Origin of the sequence: Nostoc sp. JL33 (assembly GCF_017114985.1) — a bacterium.
GTDB lineage: Bacteria > Cyanobacteriota > Cyanobacteriia > Cyanobacteriales > Nostocaceae > Nostoc.
The window spans coordinates 13,487-30,139 of sequence record NZ_JABXKP010000043.1; the positions used below are offsets into that span (position 1 = coordinate 13,487).

Consider the following 16,653-nt stretch of genomic DNA (forward strand, 5'->3'; position numbering starts at 1 on the left):
AACAATTCTTTTTCACGCCTATGTCTATTAACCTAAACCCAAAAAATTTGAAATCAACGGCAATAGATTGCTGCACTGTTCAACCAACTTTGTGGCACTGGGTAAACTAGCGATCGTCCCTTTTAAAATCTTTATAGCCGTTTTCCCCGCCTTTTGCATTGCCCCTCCTTGAGGATTTTTCCCGGCTTCAGCTAAGGCTTTCACTTGCTCTAATGCCTCAGCTTTATCTTCTTGAGGTAAGTTTGTATCAGCCTCAATCGCTGCTTGCAATTGCGTCAACAATTCCTTAATTCCCGGTTTTTCAGGTTCGGGAGACGCTGGTAACTCGTTGATGGTATTTGTTACCGTACCGCTAATATCACCTAAATTTAAAGCTTGTCCACTTGCATTAAAATCTCTGCCAACACTGCCAATTTCAATTTTACGGCTGGCATCATTGCTGTTAGTCATATTTTTATTCTCTACTTTATTGTCAACTTGAACATTAATCGGCTTATTCGCTAATAAGCTAGTAATCTCTTTCATATCTGCACTTTGTTGGCGATAAATGACTATCTGCTCATCTTTAGCTTGTAATTGTGCCTTATATTTTTCTTCTACAGCTTGCAGTGCCAGTTGATAATTTTGCGTAAAATCGCTATGAATCTTTTCTTTATCAGCATCAACAGGTACACCAACCTTAACGACAACAACCCTATCACCTTTATTTTCAATACTTTGTAAAGCTAATTCTGTGCCTTGATTTTGGTCTTGCACTGTTTGAAAAGCATTAACAAAAGCTTTCCAGTCAATACCATCGCGGAAAATTAAATCAACGGTATTTAGAACCTCTTCAAACAGCTTGGTAAATTCTCCTGGTTGAAAGTCGCCACTACTAGGACGGCGTTCGCGGTCGTCTGTTTCAGACTTTGAGTTTTCTAGAAGATAGATAAAGCGACAATCTACATTATCTAATTTGGTTGTACTTTCAATATTCCACGCTTCCACACAAGCACCTGTCATTTGAGCGCTGGTGAAGTTAGTACCTACAGCTTGAGCTAGAGTTAGGTTTGCCCGTTCTAAACAAGCACCTTGGAAGGTGGCTTCTGTAATATCAGCATCTTTTAGATTCGCTTCCTTTAAATCTGCACCGATGAGGTTTGCGCCTTTTAAGTTAGCACCAGCATAAGATTTTCCTCTACCATTGCCAGTTACTAATAAATTGAGAATATCTCGTTTAGTCAATATCGAGTTGTCTACTCTAGCAAAGTCTAATTTTTTAGCTTCATAAAAACGAGTGCGTGTTAGGTTGGACTTTCTCAAATCTGTATTTTTAAGAGTTGCACCAGTAAAATCAGCATCAGTTAAATCAGCATTACAAAAACTTGTACCACCTGTAGCTGCAAAAGCGATCGCAAATGAACGAAACCAAGCGTCTTTTTCATCTCCCGCTAGACTACGCCAGGCAATGTAAGCGCTAAATAATGTAAAGGCTACAGCAAAGGCTAAGGCGAAGGTAAAGGCGAAAGTGAAGGCAAAGGCTATGGCTACGGCAAAGGCTACGGCGAAGGTAAACGTGAAAGCGAAGGCGAAGCCGAAGGTAAAGGCTACAGCGAAGGCTACGGCGAAAGCGAAGGCAAAGGCTAAAGCGAAGGCTAAGGCTCCAGCTAAAGCGAAGGCGAAGGCTCCGGCTATGGCTACGGCAAAGTCAAATGCGAAGGCGAAGGCAAAAACTATGGCTATGGCTATGGTTATGACGAAGACTCCTAAACCTGCTATTAAACCCTTACGAATGGTAATAATACAAAAAACCAGCAGCACAATTAGGGACACTATCGCGGCGATGACGTTTTCAGTGCTTTTGATGTCAAAAATATATGCTACTAATGCACCAACAAAGACTGAGAACAACCCTGATATTCCCGACAGCAGCAATGATACTGTGAGCAACCCAATAATCCAACGTTGCTCTAGCCCAGCCTTAGCACCTGTGAAATCAGCATCTTTAAGAATCGCGTTGGTAAAATTTGCCCCTCTAATATCCGCCTTGCTAAAGTTTGCCCCAGTCAGGTTTTGACCTTTAAAAGAGCGACCTTGCAGATTTTGACCGAAGTAATCTGGCGGCATAATTGCGTCAGCAAGAAGTTTTTAATGAGATTTTATACAACTTTACTCTGCAATATTTCGGATTTTGGCAAAATAAGGAAAATAAAAAAATTGTCGATGCAACACGCAGTATAAGAGGATAACTGTGCGCCCTCACCTTTGAATGCTTAAGGTATGATCAGCAATATTGAACTGGGTGTTACTACACTTAAGCCGTAGTTATGAATATTGCAACTATAGCGGTTTCCCAACTAACGGGAACGGTTTCTCAACTAACGGGAACGGTTTCTCAACTAACGGGAGCGGTTTCTCAACTAACGGGAACGGTTCCCCAACTAACGGGAGCGGTTCCACAACTAACGGGAACGGTTCCACAACTAACGGGAGCGGTTTCTCAACTAAAGGGAGCGGTTCCACAACTAACGGGAGCGGTTCCACAACTTATGGGAGCGGTCTAACTCATAACAGGAGTGGTCTACTTTGCAACATTACTCACTAATTTTGGTGCTTCAAGTTCTGCTTACTAATTATTCAGTCATAATACAGGAGCGTTGGCGCAGCCCGTCGTAGACATCGCTTGACCAATACCTTTGAAAATCTGCAATATTTCATACACCTCTCTAGCAGAGGTAAACAGAGCAAAGACCCGCGACAGATCGTATCGAGGAGTAGGTGTTTGCGTCAATTTAATAAATAAAATATCACCCCCGTTAGTCAGTATCACATACACAGGTTTATCAGGGTGAGGGTTAGCCATCAAATAAGCTAGTGCTTGCGGCAAAGCTGACCAAACCGAAAGAGTGGTTTTTTTCGACTCTAACACCATCACCCACAACTGATTTTGCAGCACCAAAACATCAATTCGCCCACGCAGTACTTCTTCTCCATCATTCAGCACCAACTCTACTGATGATTCTGCGGCAATTTTAAAAGGAGGATCGTAAAATCCTGCTACTGCTAGTAAGGGAGACACCACCAACAACATCACTGTCCCCTCTAACAAATCACCTTCGCCACGGTGATATAGATATCTGCGCCTGAGTACATCCAGAGAGGTTTTTTCAGCTTCAGTAATTTTAGGCAATTCCTCAGACCACTCTGGAAAAAACTGCTCGTCTTCAATTCGGGCTAAACCGAATCGAGTATGGGCATCCGTTAAGCTGGTAATCGCTTCTGTAATTACTGCTGTCTGTGTCATAGCTTTTCACTTTACTGTTGCTTGCTATCCATATCAGCCATCAATACAGCCAAACCAACTTGATTGGCATAAATCTTTATTTTGGCGATCGCAGCTACTCAACTACTCTAAAATTAGATTACCCCACCAAACAACCTCCAGATGACCAGAGAATTTAACGTCATTATAGAACGCGACTCTGAAGGTTATTTTGTTGCCTCCGTGCCTAATCTTGCTGGATCGCGTCGCGACCGAAGCCAAATCTCTAGACGAACCGATAGAGCCGATTAAAGAAGCTATTGAACTTTGTTTAGAGGTTAAACAAGAAAACGCCGAAGCATTAGAGTTTATAAGTGTACAGAGGGTTTCTGTTCAAAAATAGGTAAAACTTACCCTTCTGGTGTCATGGATTCTCCTATATATAGTGTGAGTGTGAGATTATTTGTTTTTTTCTTTCACTAGAACTACTACAATTACTATTGATGCTAGATAATGGGAAGGCTTTGACATTTTCTTGCCAATCTAGCCCAGATAAACAGAACTAACACTTATGCGAACTCACTATTGCGGCGAACTCCGAAAAGAACATATTGGAGAAACTGTTACCTTTTACGGATGGATAGACCGTCGCCGCGATCATGGTGGTGTGATATTTTTAGATTTACGCGATCGCTCTGGAATTGTCCAAATCGTCAGCGATCCGCAACGCACCCCAGATTCATATCAGCAAGCAAACGCCTTGCGAAATGAATATGTTGTCGAAATCACTGGTAGGGTAACACAACGTCCCGAAGAATCCTTGAATACCCGCATCCCAACAGGCGAGGTAGAAATCTACGCCGATAAAATTCAACTACTCAATGCTGTCCGCAAACAGTTACCTTTCCAAGTTTCCATAGCGGACACCGAGACAGTGCGGGAAGACTTGCGGCTGAAATATCGTTATTTAGATTTGCGACGCGATCGCATGGCGCAAAATTTGCAACTGCGTCATCAAATTGTCAAAGCCATGCGTCGTTATTTGGAAGATTTGGAAGGTTTTATCGAAGTCGAAACCCCAATACTTACCCGTTCTACCCCAGAAGGGGCGCGGGATTATGTTCTACCCAGTCGCGTCAATCCTGGAGAATGGTATGCTTTGCCGCAATCACCCCAGCTATTTAAACAATTGTTGATGGTATCCGGCTTAGACAGATATTATCAGATTGCCCGTTGCTTTCGTGACGAAGACTTACGCGCCGACAGACAACCAGAATTCACCCAGTTGGACATGGAAATGAGCTTCATGTCCCAAGAAGAAATTATCGAACTGAATGAAAACTTAGTTTGCCATATCTACAAAACGGTTAAAGGAATTGAGTTACAGCGCCCTTTTTTGCGTCTCACTTATGCTGAAGGGATGGAACGCTACGGTAGTGATAAACCAGATACCCGCTATGGTTTGGAATTAGTTGACGTTTCAGATATTGTGAAAAACTCTAGTTTCAAAGTCTTTCGGGACACTGTTATCAATGGTGGTATTGTCAAAATCTTGCCCATTCCTAACGGTAACGATGTAATTTCTAATGTCCGCATTAAACCAGGCGGCGACTTATTTAAAGAAGCCAGCGAAGCCGGTGCTAGAGGTTTAGCTTATATCCGAGTTAGGGATGATGGCGAAATTGACACCATTGGCGCGATTAAAGACAACCTCACCGAAGAACAAAAACAAGAAATTTTACACCGCACAGGTGCAAAAGCTGGACATTTGCTGTTGTTTGGGGCTGGTGATGCTGTTACAGTTAATAAAACATTAGATAGATTACGGCAAGCGATCGCTAGGGAATTTGGTTTAATTGATCCAGAAAAAATCAACTTACTCTGGATTACAGATTTCCCGATGTTCGAGTGGAATGCTGACGAAAAACGCTTAGAAGCACTGCACCACCCATTTACAGCACCGCATCCTGATGATTTGAGCGACTTAAAGACTGCACGCGCCCAAGCTTATGACTTAGTACTCAACGGCGTAGAAGTTGGCGGCGGAAGTCTGCGGATTTATCAGCGAGAAATTCAACAGCAAGTATTTGAAGCGATCGGTTTATCTCCTGAAGAAGCACAAAGTAAATTTGGTTTTCTCTTAGAAGCATTTGAATATGGTACACCACCGCATGGTGGCATCGCCTACGGTTTAGATCGTTTGGTAATGTTGCTAGCTGGAGAAGAATCCATTCGAGATGTCATTGCTTTTCCGAAGACACAACAAGCACGTTGTTTGTTAACAGATGCACCTTCGAGTGTAGATGCTAAACAATTGAAAGAATTGCATGTTGCTTCAACTTATAAACCAAAGTCTTAGCGAACTAGGGAATTGTCTAAGAGGTTGTTTGAAAAGTATTAAGCTGTTCCACATTTAACTTGCTCCCATTAGGGCGGGCTTTTCGGCCCACCCCACAAGAGTTAGGTTTAATTAGGTTATGCAATTTAGATGTTTTTCAGCTTATTGCTAACATCTAAATTGCATAACCTAACCCCCCTTCCCTAGATTCGCGCAGAGGTACGAAGTGCGGGAATGGGGGTTTCAAAGCCTCTCGACCTTTCTCTTAATGGAATAAGCTATGAGAGGGATTTGAAATGGTTGCTCTATTTACGCCGTGGCGTACTAGATACATTATCCGTATTTACTTATCTTCACATAGCTTGTTTTTTTAAGTCGTTCTACTTTAGGACTTACGCACTGTACAAATGCATCGTGATGTGCAATAAATTCTATTGAGGAAGTTTTCAGGCTTTTCTTAATTATCCTGCGATGCCTACGGCGGTAAACTACGTAAATAGATCATTTCAATTTAGTTGGACTCGGAGTGCAGTCCAGATGCGATTAAGGTGCTGGCTAATTTGCTATTCAAGGGTTTGGAGAAAAAATATCCTTGTGCATATTTGCATTTGTAAACTCTAAGCTGTGCGAGTTGCTCAACAGTTTCTACGCCCTCTGCAACGACATCTATATTAAGACTGTGTGCTAAAGTGATGATTGCTTGAATAATCTCCAAGTTTTCTCCATTAATACCAATGTTCATTACAAAAGAACGATCAATCTTTAAGGCATTAGTGGGGAAGCGGTGCAGGTAACTCAAAGATGAATAGCCTGTGCCAAAATCATCCAAGTATAACTGGACATTCATCTGTTGCAATTGTAAGAGCATAGCAGTAGCAGATTCCTTATTTTCCATAATTACGCTTTCAGTAATCTCCAGTTTCAAACTTCTGCCTTCAACTCCAGTCTCTTGCAAGATTTGGTGAATTTGCTCAATCAGATTAGGTTGTGAAAACTGTTTAGTGGAAATATTGACACTCATTGTCAAGGGTGGGTCAGTAGGGAATTGCTCCTGCCAAGCACGCAGTTGACGGCAAGCTTCACGCATTACCCAGTAACCAATAGGGATAATCAGCCCAGTTTCTTCAGCTATGGGAATAAACTTCTCTGGAAAAATAAATCCCTGTTGCGGGTGCTGCCAACGTACTAAAGCCTCAAAGCCACTTATTTTGTAAGTTTCTAACAGAATAATCGGTTGATAATGAATTAGAAATTCCTGGTGTTCAATTGCCCCTCGTAAATCCATCTCTAACTGCATTAGCTCTGTAGCTTGGGCGTACATGCTTGAGTCAAATACCTCGTAGCGTGCTTTCCCCAATGCCTTAGCACGATACATAGCAAGATCAGCATCACGTAGAACTTCTTCAGGTAGATTGTAACTAGTTGCACTGAGGGCTACACCAATGCTGACGTTAGTAAATACCTCGTGTCCATTGAGGTTAAAGGCAGGTGTTATAACTGCATTTATTCTTTTAAGTATGAGCGTTATGTCATTCAAGTTTTTGAAATCATTAAGCAAGATTGTGAACTCATCTCCTCCAATACGAGCAACTGTGTCTTGAGAGCATAAGCACGTTTCTAGTCTTCGTGCTATTGCATTTAGTAATTGGTCGCCAATTGCGTGACCGAGACTATCGTTGACAACTTTAAAGCGATCTACATCAAGGAAAAAGACAGCGAACGTATAATCTGTACGTCGTTTTGTGAGCGCAATAGCACGCTCCAAACGTTCCATAAATAAGGCACGGTTAGGCAGGTCGGTTAGAGAATCATGAAAGGCATCATGGATTAATTGTGCCTGTGCAAGTTTGAGAGCACTAATATTACGAGCAATACTCATAACAAATTCTACTGAACCATCGGCAGCAAACTCAGGCAGCAACCGAGTATGGTAGTATTCTATGCCTGAAACTGTGGGGAAACTGCATTCAAACTCGTTCTCTTGCTTAGTTTGAGTAACACGTTGAATTTTATATTCCCATATTCGAGAAAACTCTTGTGGTAAATTCAACTGTCTATTGGCTTTACCGATCAAAGTTTGGGCTAAGATGTTTGTAAGCTTTTCAAAAGCTGGATTAACATAAACGTAGCACAATTTAGTATTAAACCTAGCAATAATATCAGGTGCATTCTCAACTAGTGCCTTAAATTCCTTCTCTCGAAGTGATAATACCTTGAGAGTGTGTTTGTGTTGAGAAATTTCAGCTTGCAATTGTTGATTAGTTTTTATGAGTTCATCTGTCCGTTGCCTAACCGTGACTTCTAAGTTTTCACTAGCCTGCTGGAGAGAATTTTCGACCCGCTTGCGTTTGGCTAGTTCTTGGTTAGTAACCAGCGTTGCTAAACCAACTAAAATAGAAGCTATGATCATGCCAAAAATAGTAACCGCAGTTGTTTTAGCCGCGCTGATGTTCATCTCTATTGTTCGCTGTTTCAACAAATGATTTTCTTCGTTTTCTATCTCTTTAGCAAGCATTTGAATCTCTGCTAAAAGCTGCTGACTTTGCTGGCTTTCATATCTCCGTAGCGCCAACGGCAAATTATTATTTGTTGCTAAATTAACCGTTACTTTAAGCGAATCCAGTTTTTTGGCGATTAGAGATCCAAAGATAGAAATACGTCGCTGTTGATTAGAGTTATCTCTTGTCAATTGACGTAGAACTTGAAGTTTTTTGGGAATATTGTCAGTTGCAATATCATACGTTTGGAGATACTGCTGTTTACCTGTAAGAAGATAACCTCTTTGTTCACTCTCTGCATTATTAACTTGTAAAATTACTTCTTTCGTATTTTCAATGACTGTGTATGTGTGTGTTACCCATTGAATATCTTTTTCATAATCCAGCAAACTTTGATAGTAGATAATACTAATACCAGCCAGAATTCCTACTACTATTACAAAACTGGCTCTATTTCTTTTGTAAGTAGCTAAGTTCATTTTTTTCTTTGAATCTAATAAACTGCCAATCAATATAACCCTTGTACTTATGCTTAACAGTTTAAAATAAATTTTCCGTCCGAAAATACACTGAAGAAAGCGAAAAAGTATATTATTACCCTGGAATTTGCACCGAAAATATATCGTTAAGCTAATCCCGAATTATACCCACGCCTAAATGCGCTTTTTTATATATTGATACTGCGAATTGTTCGGTCAGGAATTGAGTAGTCTGCAACTACAGCCTGATCCCGTCCAGTAGTTTTAGCTTGGTAAAGTGCAGCATCTGCGGCTTGGATTAGAGTTTCAACAGAATTGCCATGTTGAGGAAAGCTAGCAACTCAAGAGTGAAAGGGTTACAACATCGCCGCTAAGTGGTTATACTTAGATTAAATTGGGCGTGAGATACTTGGAAAAAGAATTTTGCAGCAACCGCCAGAAATTGGCTACCTGACAATTTCTAATGCACTACAGTGGCGATCGCAATACAGTAAGATTATCCAGGTAGCAACGACGACGACAACAGTAGGTGTAGAAAATCTACTGCTAGGGTGAAGGGAATTGATATTGCTGCCACAATAGAATTAAGCCGCTATCCCTAGAATTCCTTATGATGTCCCTACAGAGGTGTTGTTTCGTTGACAGCAGCACTGACTAAACCATTGTGCCTGAGCAAAGCGATCGTACTTGGTTCACGACCTCGGAAAGTTTTAAACACCTGCATAGGATGCTGACCACCACCAAGTGCCAGCACCGTATCTCGATAACGCCGACCTGTAGCTTTTATTGCTTCTTCATCTTCTAGCCCAGCCTCCTCAAAAGCGGCAAAAGCATCAGCGCTCAGTACCTCCGCCCACTTGTAACTGTAGTAGCCTGCTGCATAACCACCCTCAAAAATATGTCCAAAAGCACATAAAATGGAATCTTCTGGAAGTGGTGGTAAAACGGTGGTAGTCTTGGCTATGCGATGACGCACATCTGACGGAGTTTCATTACTACCAGGTCGATAGCCGTAGTGTAGTTCTAAATCAAGACTGCTCAGGTGGATTTGCCGCAACGTAGCAGTACCACTCATATAATTACGCGCCGCTAGCAGCTTTTGATAATAATGCTCCGGTAGGGCTTCCCCAGTTTCGTAATGTTTCGCCATTCCAAACAAAGTGGGTCGCTCATAGCACCAGTTTTCCATAAACTGACTAGGTAGTTCCACTGCATCCCATTCCACATTATTGATGCCTGCGGCTCCGGGATAGTCAACCTTGGTGAGCATATGGTGCAATCCATGACCAAACTCATGAAACAAAGTCTCTACTTCATGGAAAGTCATCAAACTAGGTTTCCCATCTACGGGAGGACTTTGATTACACACCAAATAAGCTACAGGTAAGCGGATGGCAGTGACACCATTTTCAGTGATTTTAGCCCGATTGATGCACACATCCATCCAAGCACCACCGCGTTTCTCGGCTGGACGGCTGTACGGGTCTAAGTAAAAGTAGGCTATGGGAGAACCAGTTTCGTCAGCAATTTGGAAATAACGGACATCCTCATGCCATACTGGCGCTTGACCATCGGCAGAGGTGACAGTGACGCTAAATAGCCGCTTGACTAGCCCAAATAAGCCATCTAACACTTGGGGAAGAGGGAAGTAGGGACGCAATTCTTCAGAGGTAAAAGCAAATTTTGCTTCTCGTTGGCGTTCTGCCCAAAAGCTGATATCCCAGTGTTTTAAATCCTCAGCTTCTGCTGCTAAGAGTGCGGCTGCAAAAGCTTTGAGTTCTGCCAAGTCTTTGACAGCAGCATCATAACTAGCGCGGCGTAGTTCTTCTAACAGGGCATTGACTGCCTCAACGTTGGGAGCCATTTTACTTGCCAGGCTCAACTGAGCAAAACTCTTAAAGCCAAGTAAATCTGCGAGTTCTTGCCGTAATTCCAAAATGCGCTCAATTAAAGGGTTGTTATCTAAATCGCCATCAGAAGCGCGAGTGATATGAGCTTTGTAGAGCTTTTGGCGCAAATCTCGACGGGTGCTGTGCTGCATGAAAGGGCCATAGCTGGGGAAGTCCAAAGTAATCCGCCAGGGGCCATTTTCTGGTGTGGCGTTGCTTTCGCCAGCTGCACGAGCACCTTGGGCTGCTAAACTCACTAAGCTTGGTGGTAAACCGTCAATTTCCGCTTGTGTTGTCAGGGTTAAGCTAAAGGCTTTAGTGGCATCAAGTACATGGTTAGAGAATTTGGTAGAAAGTTCTGCTAACTCCATTTGTATGATGTTGAAACGCTCTCTTGCCTCTCCTTGTAAGCCAATACCAGAAAGTTCTGCATCTCGAATGGCGGCTTCGACAATGCGCTGTTGGGCTAATTCTAAAGTTGCCCAAGTATCACTGCTACGGAGTGCCTTAAAAGCATTGTAGATGGGTTGGCTTTGACTGAGCTTGTTGATAAATTGTACGACTAGTGGCTGTACGATTTCATGGGCTTCGCGCAGTTCTGGACTATTTTTAACACCCATTAAATGATTCACTACCCCCCAACTCCAAGTAAGCCGTTCTGTCAGCTTTTCTAAGGGTTCTACTAAACCACTCCAAGTAGGCTCTACACTAGCCTCTAAGGTGGCAAGCTGCTGGTCAAGTTCTCCCAGCAACTCATTGAAGGCTGGTACTACTCGTTCTGGTTTAATCTCTGCAAAGGGAGGTAAACCAATGCCTTGGAGTAAGGGATTGCCGAAAATAATGCTACTTGGACTCATGGTTTTGTGTGAACTGCGGACGAATAAAAACCAACAATGATTTTTGTTTATATATCTTCTAATGTAGCGATCGCTGTGCTAATTAGTCTTGCCATTGTAGAAAAAAGGCAAAAAAAACGAGAATTCCTCATAAAAGTATCCTGATACAGCTATTTTGTTTGGTATGTAACGATACCTGACCGAAGATGACAAGGGGACGGTAAAAAACAAAAAACCCCTTGTCCACACGGTTTCAGAGCCAATAGATTTATCTATGGGGTTTTTGCTTGTCCTCTTGCTTAACAAGCAACAGTTCCAGAAATATCAGCGAAAGTCTCTGAGATAATATAATCATGCACCCATCCTCTCAACCAGGTGGCTAATTATGACCTAAACAGACTCATGATACAGAGCAACTAAATTTATTTATAGGGATTGTTAATGCGTGAATGCGTGAATTTTGAATTCGGAGCGAAGCGACGTGACTAGCCTTTTACCCAGTTCTCAATCAATAGAAGTTTTTTACCCAAGCTCGGATGGTGAACCATTGGCAGAAAGTTATGTTCATTTATATGCTCTACTGGCAACTTTAGAAGTATTGAGGCAATATTTGCTGGGTCGGCAAGCAACGGTTTTGAGTAACCAGTTTCTCTATTATGCTCAAGGTTTTCCGAGGTTACGGGTAGCCCCAGATGTAATGGTGATTTTTAATGTCGCTCCTGGGGGTCGCGATAATTACAAAATATGGGAAGAGGCACAAGTGCCTGTGGTAATCTTTGAAATGACCTCTGAGGGCACTAGAAACCAGGACACGGGCTTCAAGAAGACGCTGTATGAGCAGTTAGGGGTACTCGAATACTGGTTATTTGACCCCAAGGGAGAGTGGATTAAAGAGCAATTGCAAGGGTATCGGCTGCGAGGTGAAATGTATGAGCCAATTACAGATAGTCGATGTGAACCTTTGCAGCTGCGCTTGCAAATAGAAGGGCAACTAATTGGTTTTTATCGAGAAGACACTGGGGAAAAGTTGCTGATTCCAGAGGAGTTGGCAGAGGCGCTCAAACAGGAAAGATTGGCGAGGGAACAAGCCCAAGAGCAAGTAAGACAAGCAGAATCGCAGGTGGAAAGGTTGAAGGAACATTTGCGATCGCTTGGCGTTGACCCTGATACTATTTAGCCATAGAGAATGCGATTGCAAGAAGGCGGGTGCTTTGCTCCATCCCAAAATCCATTCAGCGACCTCAATCTGAGCCTCGGCGATGCCTATGGCGGGCTACGCCTACGCTAAAAGACATCATAATGTAATATGTCAAATTAACTGAGCGCGATCGAGCGTTTTTGCCGAACCGAAAACGAAGGCTGTATATTTATGATTTTATTTGGCAACTCATCTTTTTACTCGTAAAATCGAAGACAAGATCAAGGTCAGTAGAAAAGAGTCCCTAAATTAATGAATACGTTAATCAGTCAGGGTGGAAGAGCTATCACTAAATTTCAGGTGGTAGACCGGATAAACGATATCGCTTGGCAAGCTCACCAAGGTAGCGTTGCTGCGATTATTCAGCTATTGAACGAAAAGCTAGCCAAATATGGTGTCAGAACTAGAGCCATTTTTTCTGATGGTGTCTTACAACTTCTGTGTGAAGCGGCTAGGGTAGAGCAACTTGAGCAATCTCCCGTCGTAGAACAAATTCAGCAAATTCTTGAGTCCATCGCCCCGCGTCACATTCGCCGAGTCAATATCAACAGTCGAATTGTTCGGGAACAACAATTACTTTGGTTAAAAGAAATAGATAGCGATCGCGATAACCAATTGCTTTGGTCACACGAAATTACATTAATTCAGCCTCATATTCTAAAGCAACTAATTAAAGATTTCACAGAAGCTCAAGCTGAACTAGGAAAACCAAATTTTCCTAAAACTCCAGTCTCTCGTCCTTTAGTACTTATTAACAAAGAAAAACACAAAAATAAACCTAACAAAAGCATATTAGCAGCAGCTGGTTTATGCTCACTGTTGTTGCTTGGTTGGGTTATTTATGCCCAGTTAGGTAATCAACTGAAAAACCTAATGCAATTAGAAACCTCCAAATATTTAACTACAGAAAATACTAACGATAATAAAGCCCAAACACCATCCCGTGGTGCTAACAATAGCCTTTCTGAGTTATCTGATGGCCCATTTGCAATATCTGTGCGAATTGCCAACCAAGCTTCTGCATCTGGTAAAACAGCCACAACCTCGACTCAGTGGTTAGAGATAGCTGCTAAGTGGCAACGGGCTTCAGATTTAATGGCGACGGTGCCACAAAACTACAGCCGTTATCAGGAAGCTAAGATTCGTACTCAACTATATAAGAAATACAGTGAGGCGGCGCAGAAAGAAGCCGGTAAGAGTAAATCTTAGTACAGCATTTCATTAATTCGTAGCGAATTTTGTTTGGAAAAACTCTGCGTACCTACCCCTGCGGGAAGGCGTTCGCGTAGCGTCTCGTAGAGAAGCGCCTATGCGCTTACTTTGGGTTCCTCTGCGTTTAAAAACCCTACGATTTTACCTCGTACCCAGTTACCTCCTTTGCCTGGTTTTCACCTGAAATTGACAGCAGTAAAGATTCTTGTGTCCCTATTTGTGTACCTGATTCAAATCAGAATCGCCCTCACTTAACTCAGGAGTTCTCCTGTTTCTTGCAAGGAGTGCAAGCGGCGGTAAATACCCTCGTGACGCAAGAGTTCATCGTGGCTACCCACTTCTACAATCTTTCCTTGCTCCAGCACCACAATTTTATCGGCTTCTCGCACTGTACTTAGACGGTGGGCAATGACGATGGTGGTGCAAGTGCCTTGAATCGATCGCATCGCTAGCTGAATTGAACGCTCAGACTCATAATCTAAACTAGAGGTGGCTTCGTCAAAAACTAGCACGTCTGGTTCCACTAGCAACGCCCTGGCAATTCCCAAGCGTTGTCTTTGTCCTCCAGATAACCTGACACCTCGTTCACCCACGACGGTGTAATAACCTTTGGGTAAGTGCTGCACTACTTCATCGACTCTGGCAATTCTACAGGCTTCCTGAACCTGCTCCAAACTAGCATTCGTTCTACCGTAGGTGAGGTTATCCAATATAGTACCGTTGAAAACGTCTACTTCTTGGTGAACGATCGCTAGCCTTCGTCTATACTTACCCACATCCAAAGTGCGAATATCTTGACCATCAATCAGAATTTGACCTTCTTGAGGTTCAAAATATCGCAACAGCAATTTCACTAAAGTAGACTTACCAGAACCAGAACGCCCCACTAATGCCACTGTTTGGTATGGCTCAATCAACAAGTTGATATCTTGCAAAACTTGACGATTGGCATCATATCCAAAACTGAGGTGCGACAATTCAACCTTTCCAGTAAATTTATAAGGTGATTCTGTCTGGTTGCTCTCTTCTAAAAGACTAGCTGAATCAGATGCAGTTGGCTCTTGTAGAAATTCGTGAAACCGCAGCATGGAAGAATAACGACGGGCAAAAACTTCTGCCAAGCTACTAATAGGTTCTAATTCGGCATATGCCATGCTAGAAAGAGTTAAGGTCATGACAAAGTGACCGAGAGAAATTTTCCCATTTACTGTTGCTGCTAGAGTCAAACCCAGAATTGTAAACACACAAAACTGAATTACAGCTCTTTGCCAAGTACCCAGTTTTGTATAACCTTTGTGGATGCGATAATCAAGCACCATTAGTTCACGATCTAAACGTTGCTTTTGCCGTTTCAGTTCCCTAGCTTCTGTAGCAAATGCTTTCACCGTTTTGATATTGGTGATCAATTCGGAAGTACGGCTTTCCGTGCCCTCTGCATATTTATCTAGACGACTTTCGTACCCAATTATCTCTTGTAAATGCTTCAAGCTGAAGCTGAGAATAATTACAAAGGAAATTAGATATAAAATTGCAATCCGCCACTCAATGAACAAGATAAACACAAAAATTCCCAGTACACGAGCCAGTTTAGGAATTAACTGTCCGGCAATTTCAGGGTAACTAAAAGTGTGGTTAGAAATACCTCTAGCTACTCTTCCGGCAATACGTCCAGGGTTATTTTCATCATAAAATTCTAGTGGGAGAGTAAGAACTTTGGCGATCGCCCTTTCGCTTTGATCTCGACGCCCCCTGAAGGCTATATCCCAATGAAACCAATTGGTTAACCAAGGTTGTGTTGGCGCTCTCACTACGGTGACAACGAAAATTAAACCCAGTAATACACCCAAAGATAGAGCTTTATTAACTGGGTAATTGGTTATGTCGGAAAAAGTTGCGATCGCACTTTGAAGTGGTTTATCCAACGGTTGAGCAGACAAAACGTTTAAAATCTGCCCGATTGCGTAAGGGACAACCAAATCAATAATTTCGTAAATGCTGGATGTTGTAATACTGAAAAGACTTAGCTTCCAGTCAGAGCGAAAGTAATTGACAATATCTTGAAATTTGGCCATGATGCACACCGTCCAAGAGCGCGATCGTAAACTTGGAATTTATATACTACAAACGTATTACAATCTATTCAATAGCTAGATGACAAATCACTCTTTGGGAGTAGTTGATAGTTCTTGAGGGAAAAATTCGAGGCGATAGCGATAGAGGGCAACTGGTCGAGAGCCAGCTTTAAAGTAATCTGGATCTTGGGGTGAAAGATAGACAGCAGTCACTTGATCTGCCTCAATCGCCGGATTAGATGTTGAAAGTTTATGGTAAGCGGTGGTAGATTCTACAGAGTTTAAATAGGGGCGTGAACCGCCTTTAAATAGTTGTTGAAACACTTCTGTAGTGATGAACTTGCCATCAGGGGCAGTTTCTGTAGCCCGTGCAGTCACAATGGAAACTAGTTGGCGGCTGCTACGCAAAAACGTAATTTGACGATTAGGTGAATCTGGATCAACTTTGACTAATAACACTGCTTCATCCCCTAAATAAGCCCTTGCCAAATTCAAGCTATTAAAGGCTCTATCTGCTACTAAAATTGGGGATTTATAATTTATCTGAGGAAATATTTGTAATCCACTAATAGATGGTTGCTCTTTCACAAATCTTACTACAAAACTCACAGGCTGATTTAATTGTCGGCGATTACCTTCAAATCCTGGCGTTATGATATCTGGTGCTAAAGGTGCAGCCAAATCTACCAACGTACTCGTAACTTGCCAAGTACCACCCATCCATTCAGGGTAAACCAAATCACCCGAAGCCGATTGTACTGAAGTTAGTTTTTCCCATTGGGGAAAATTTGTCAACCGTTGAGATAACTCTCCTGCAACAGCTTCACCACTCCACAAGAGGAATAAAACCAGCAAGCAAAAACTCCAAATTACCTTTATTACAAGCATCA

The 16,653-nt window shown here is 42.3% G+C and carries 12 protein-coding genes and 1 pseudogene; 6 read left to right on the plus strand and 7 right to left on the minus strand.

The genetic code is table 11. The annotated features are described in order from the left end of the window. Window positions 1–27: 27 nt before the first annotated feature. On the minus strand, window positions 28–2,106 hold the full coding sequence (locus tag HWQ23_RS11435; RefSeq protein ID WP_292827958.1) for a pentapeptide repeat-containing protein: 2,079 nt from the start codon (window positions 2,104–2,106) through the stop codon (window positions 28–30). Window positions 2,107–2,306: 200 nt separating this feature from the next. Here HWQ23_RS11435 and HWQ23_RS11440 point away from each other — a divergent pair, with 200 nt between their 5' ends. Next, entirely contained in the window at window positions 2,307–2,543 is a 237-nt protein-coding gene (locus HWQ23_RS11440; protein ID WP_292827961.1) for a hypothetical protein, read from the plus strand. A gap of 77 nt (window positions 2,544–2,620) precedes the next feature. Here HWQ23_RS11440 and HWQ23_RS11445 read toward each other — a convergent pair whose 3' ends face one another. Then, on the minus strand, window positions 2,621–3,283 hold the full coding sequence (locus HWQ23_RS11445; RefSeq protein ID WP_292827963.1) for a type I restriction endonuclease: 663 nt from the start codon (window positions 3,281–3,283) through the stop codon (window positions 2,621–2,623). A 193-nt stretch (window positions 3,284–3,476) separates the two neighbouring features. On the opposite strand from HWQ23_RS11445, the gene HWQ23_RS11450 reads away from it, so the two are divergent. After that, a complete protein-coding gene (locus HWQ23_RS11450; protein ID WP_292827966.1) occupies window positions 3,477–3,644 on the plus strand; it encodes a hypothetical protein in 168 nt (55 codons plus the stop codon). A gap of 168 nt (window positions 3,645–3,812) precedes the next feature. Next, window positions 3,813–5,600, plus strand: a complete 1,788-nt coding sequence (gene aspS / locus HWQ23_RS11455; protein ID WP_292827969.1) for an aspartate--tRNA ligase — start codon at window positions 3,813–3,815, stop codon at window positions 5,598–5,600. Between the two features lie 490 nt (window positions 5,601–6,090). Here aspS and HWQ23_RS11460 read toward each other — a convergent pair whose 3' ends face one another. Beyond that, entirely contained in the window at window positions 6,091–8,556 is a 2,466-nt protein-coding gene (locus HWQ23_RS11460; RefSeq protein ID WP_292827972.1) for an EAL domain-containing protein, read from the minus strand. 188 nt (window positions 8,557–8,744) lie between these two features. Then, a pseudogene (locus HWQ23_RS11465) lies at window positions 8,745–8,882 on the minus strand (hypothetical protein); the annotation flags it as partial. 97 nt (window positions 8,883–8,979) lie between these two features. Between HWQ23_RS11465 and HWQ23_RS11470 the strand changes: the two are divergent. Beyond that, window positions 8,980–9,111 (plus strand): hypothetical protein, encoded by a 132-nt coding sequence (locus HWQ23_RS11470; RefSeq protein WP_292827975.1) that lies wholly within the window; start codon window positions 8,980–8,982, stop codon window positions 9,109–9,111. A 64-nt stretch (window positions 9,112–9,175) separates the two neighbouring features. Here HWQ23_RS11470 and HWQ23_RS11475 read toward each other — a convergent pair whose 3' ends face one another. Next, the gene (locus HWQ23_RS11475; protein WP_292827978.1) at window positions 9,176–11,302 is read right to left on the minus strand and encodes a M3 family metallopeptidase; all 2,127 of its coding nucleotides are present in this window, start codon (window positions 11,300–11,302) and stop codon (window positions 9,176–9,178) included. Window positions 11,303–11,762: 460 nt separating this feature from the next. Between HWQ23_RS11475 and HWQ23_RS11480 the strand changes: the two genes are divergently transcribed. Together HWQ23_RS11480 and HWQ23_RS11485 are read left to right on the plus strand one after the other, a co-directional pair. Beyond that, window positions 11,763–12,458, plus strand: a complete 696-nt coding sequence (locus tag HWQ23_RS11480) for a Uma2 family endonuclease (RefSeq protein WP_292827981.1) — start codon at window positions 11,763–11,765, stop codon at window positions 12,456–12,458. Window positions 12,459–12,731: 273 nt separating this feature from the next. Then, complete coding sequence (locus HWQ23_RS11485) at window positions 12,732–13,688, plus strand: hypothetical protein (RefSeq protein ID WP_292827984.1); 957 nt, start codon at window positions 12,732–12,734, stop codon at window positions 13,686–13,688. A gap of 254 nt (window positions 13,689–13,942) precedes the next feature. On the opposite strand, the gene HWQ23_RS11490 is transcribed toward HWQ23_RS11485, so the two are convergent. Further along, window positions 13,943–15,763, minus strand: a complete 1,821-nt coding sequence (locus tag HWQ23_RS11490) for an ABC transporter ATP-binding protein (protein WP_292827987.1) — start codon at window positions 15,761–15,763, stop codon at window positions 13,943–13,945. An 87-nt stretch (window positions 15,764–15,850) separates the two neighbouring features. Further along, window positions 15,851–16,651 carry a DUF6816 family protein gene (locus HWQ23_RS11495; RefSeq protein ID WP_292827990.1) on the minus strand — a complete coding sequence of 267 codons (801 nt, stop codon included), beginning with the start codon at window positions 16,649–16,651 and terminating at the stop codon, window positions 15,851–15,853. Window positions 16,652–16,653 lie beyond the last annotated feature (2 nt).

Excerpts from the sequence above, each read along its gene's own strand:
- HWQ23_RS11435 (WP_292827958.1), bottom strand. The coding sequence starts at position 2,106 with ATGCCGCCAGATTACTTCGGTCAAAATCTGCAAGGTCGCTCTTTTAAA.
- HWQ23_RS11440 (WP_292827961.1), top strand. The coding sequence starts at position 2,307 with ATGAATATTGCAACTATAGCGGTTTCCCAACTAACGGGAACGGTTTCT.
- HWQ23_RS11445 (WP_292827963.1), bottom strand. The coding sequence starts at position 3,283 with ATGACACAGACAGCAGTAATTACAGAAGCGATTACCAGCTTAACGGAT.
- aspS (WP_292827969.1), top strand. The coding sequence starts at position 3,813 with ATGCGAACTCACTATTGCGGCGAACTCCGAAAAGAACATATTGGAGAA.
- HWQ23_RS11460 (WP_292827972.1), bottom strand. The coding sequence starts at position 8,556 with ATGAACTTAGCTACTTACAAAAGAAATAGAGCCAGTTTTGTAATAGTA.
- HWQ23_RS11475 (WP_292827978.1), bottom strand. The coding sequence starts at position 11,302 with ATGAGTCCAAGTAGCATTATTTTCGGCAATCCCTTACTCCAAGGCATT.
- HWQ23_RS11485 (WP_292827984.1), top strand. The coding sequence starts at position 12,732 with ATGAATACGTTAATCAGTCAGGGTGGAAGAGCTATCACTAAATTTCAG.
- HWQ23_RS11490 (WP_292827987.1), bottom strand. The coding sequence starts at position 15,763 with ATGGCCAAATTTCAAGATATTGTCAATTACTTTCGCTCTGACTGGAAG.
- HWQ23_RS11495 (WP_292827990.1), bottom strand. The coding sequence starts at position 16,651 with ATGCTTGTAATAAAGGTAATTTGGAGTTTTTGCTTGCTGGTTTTATTC.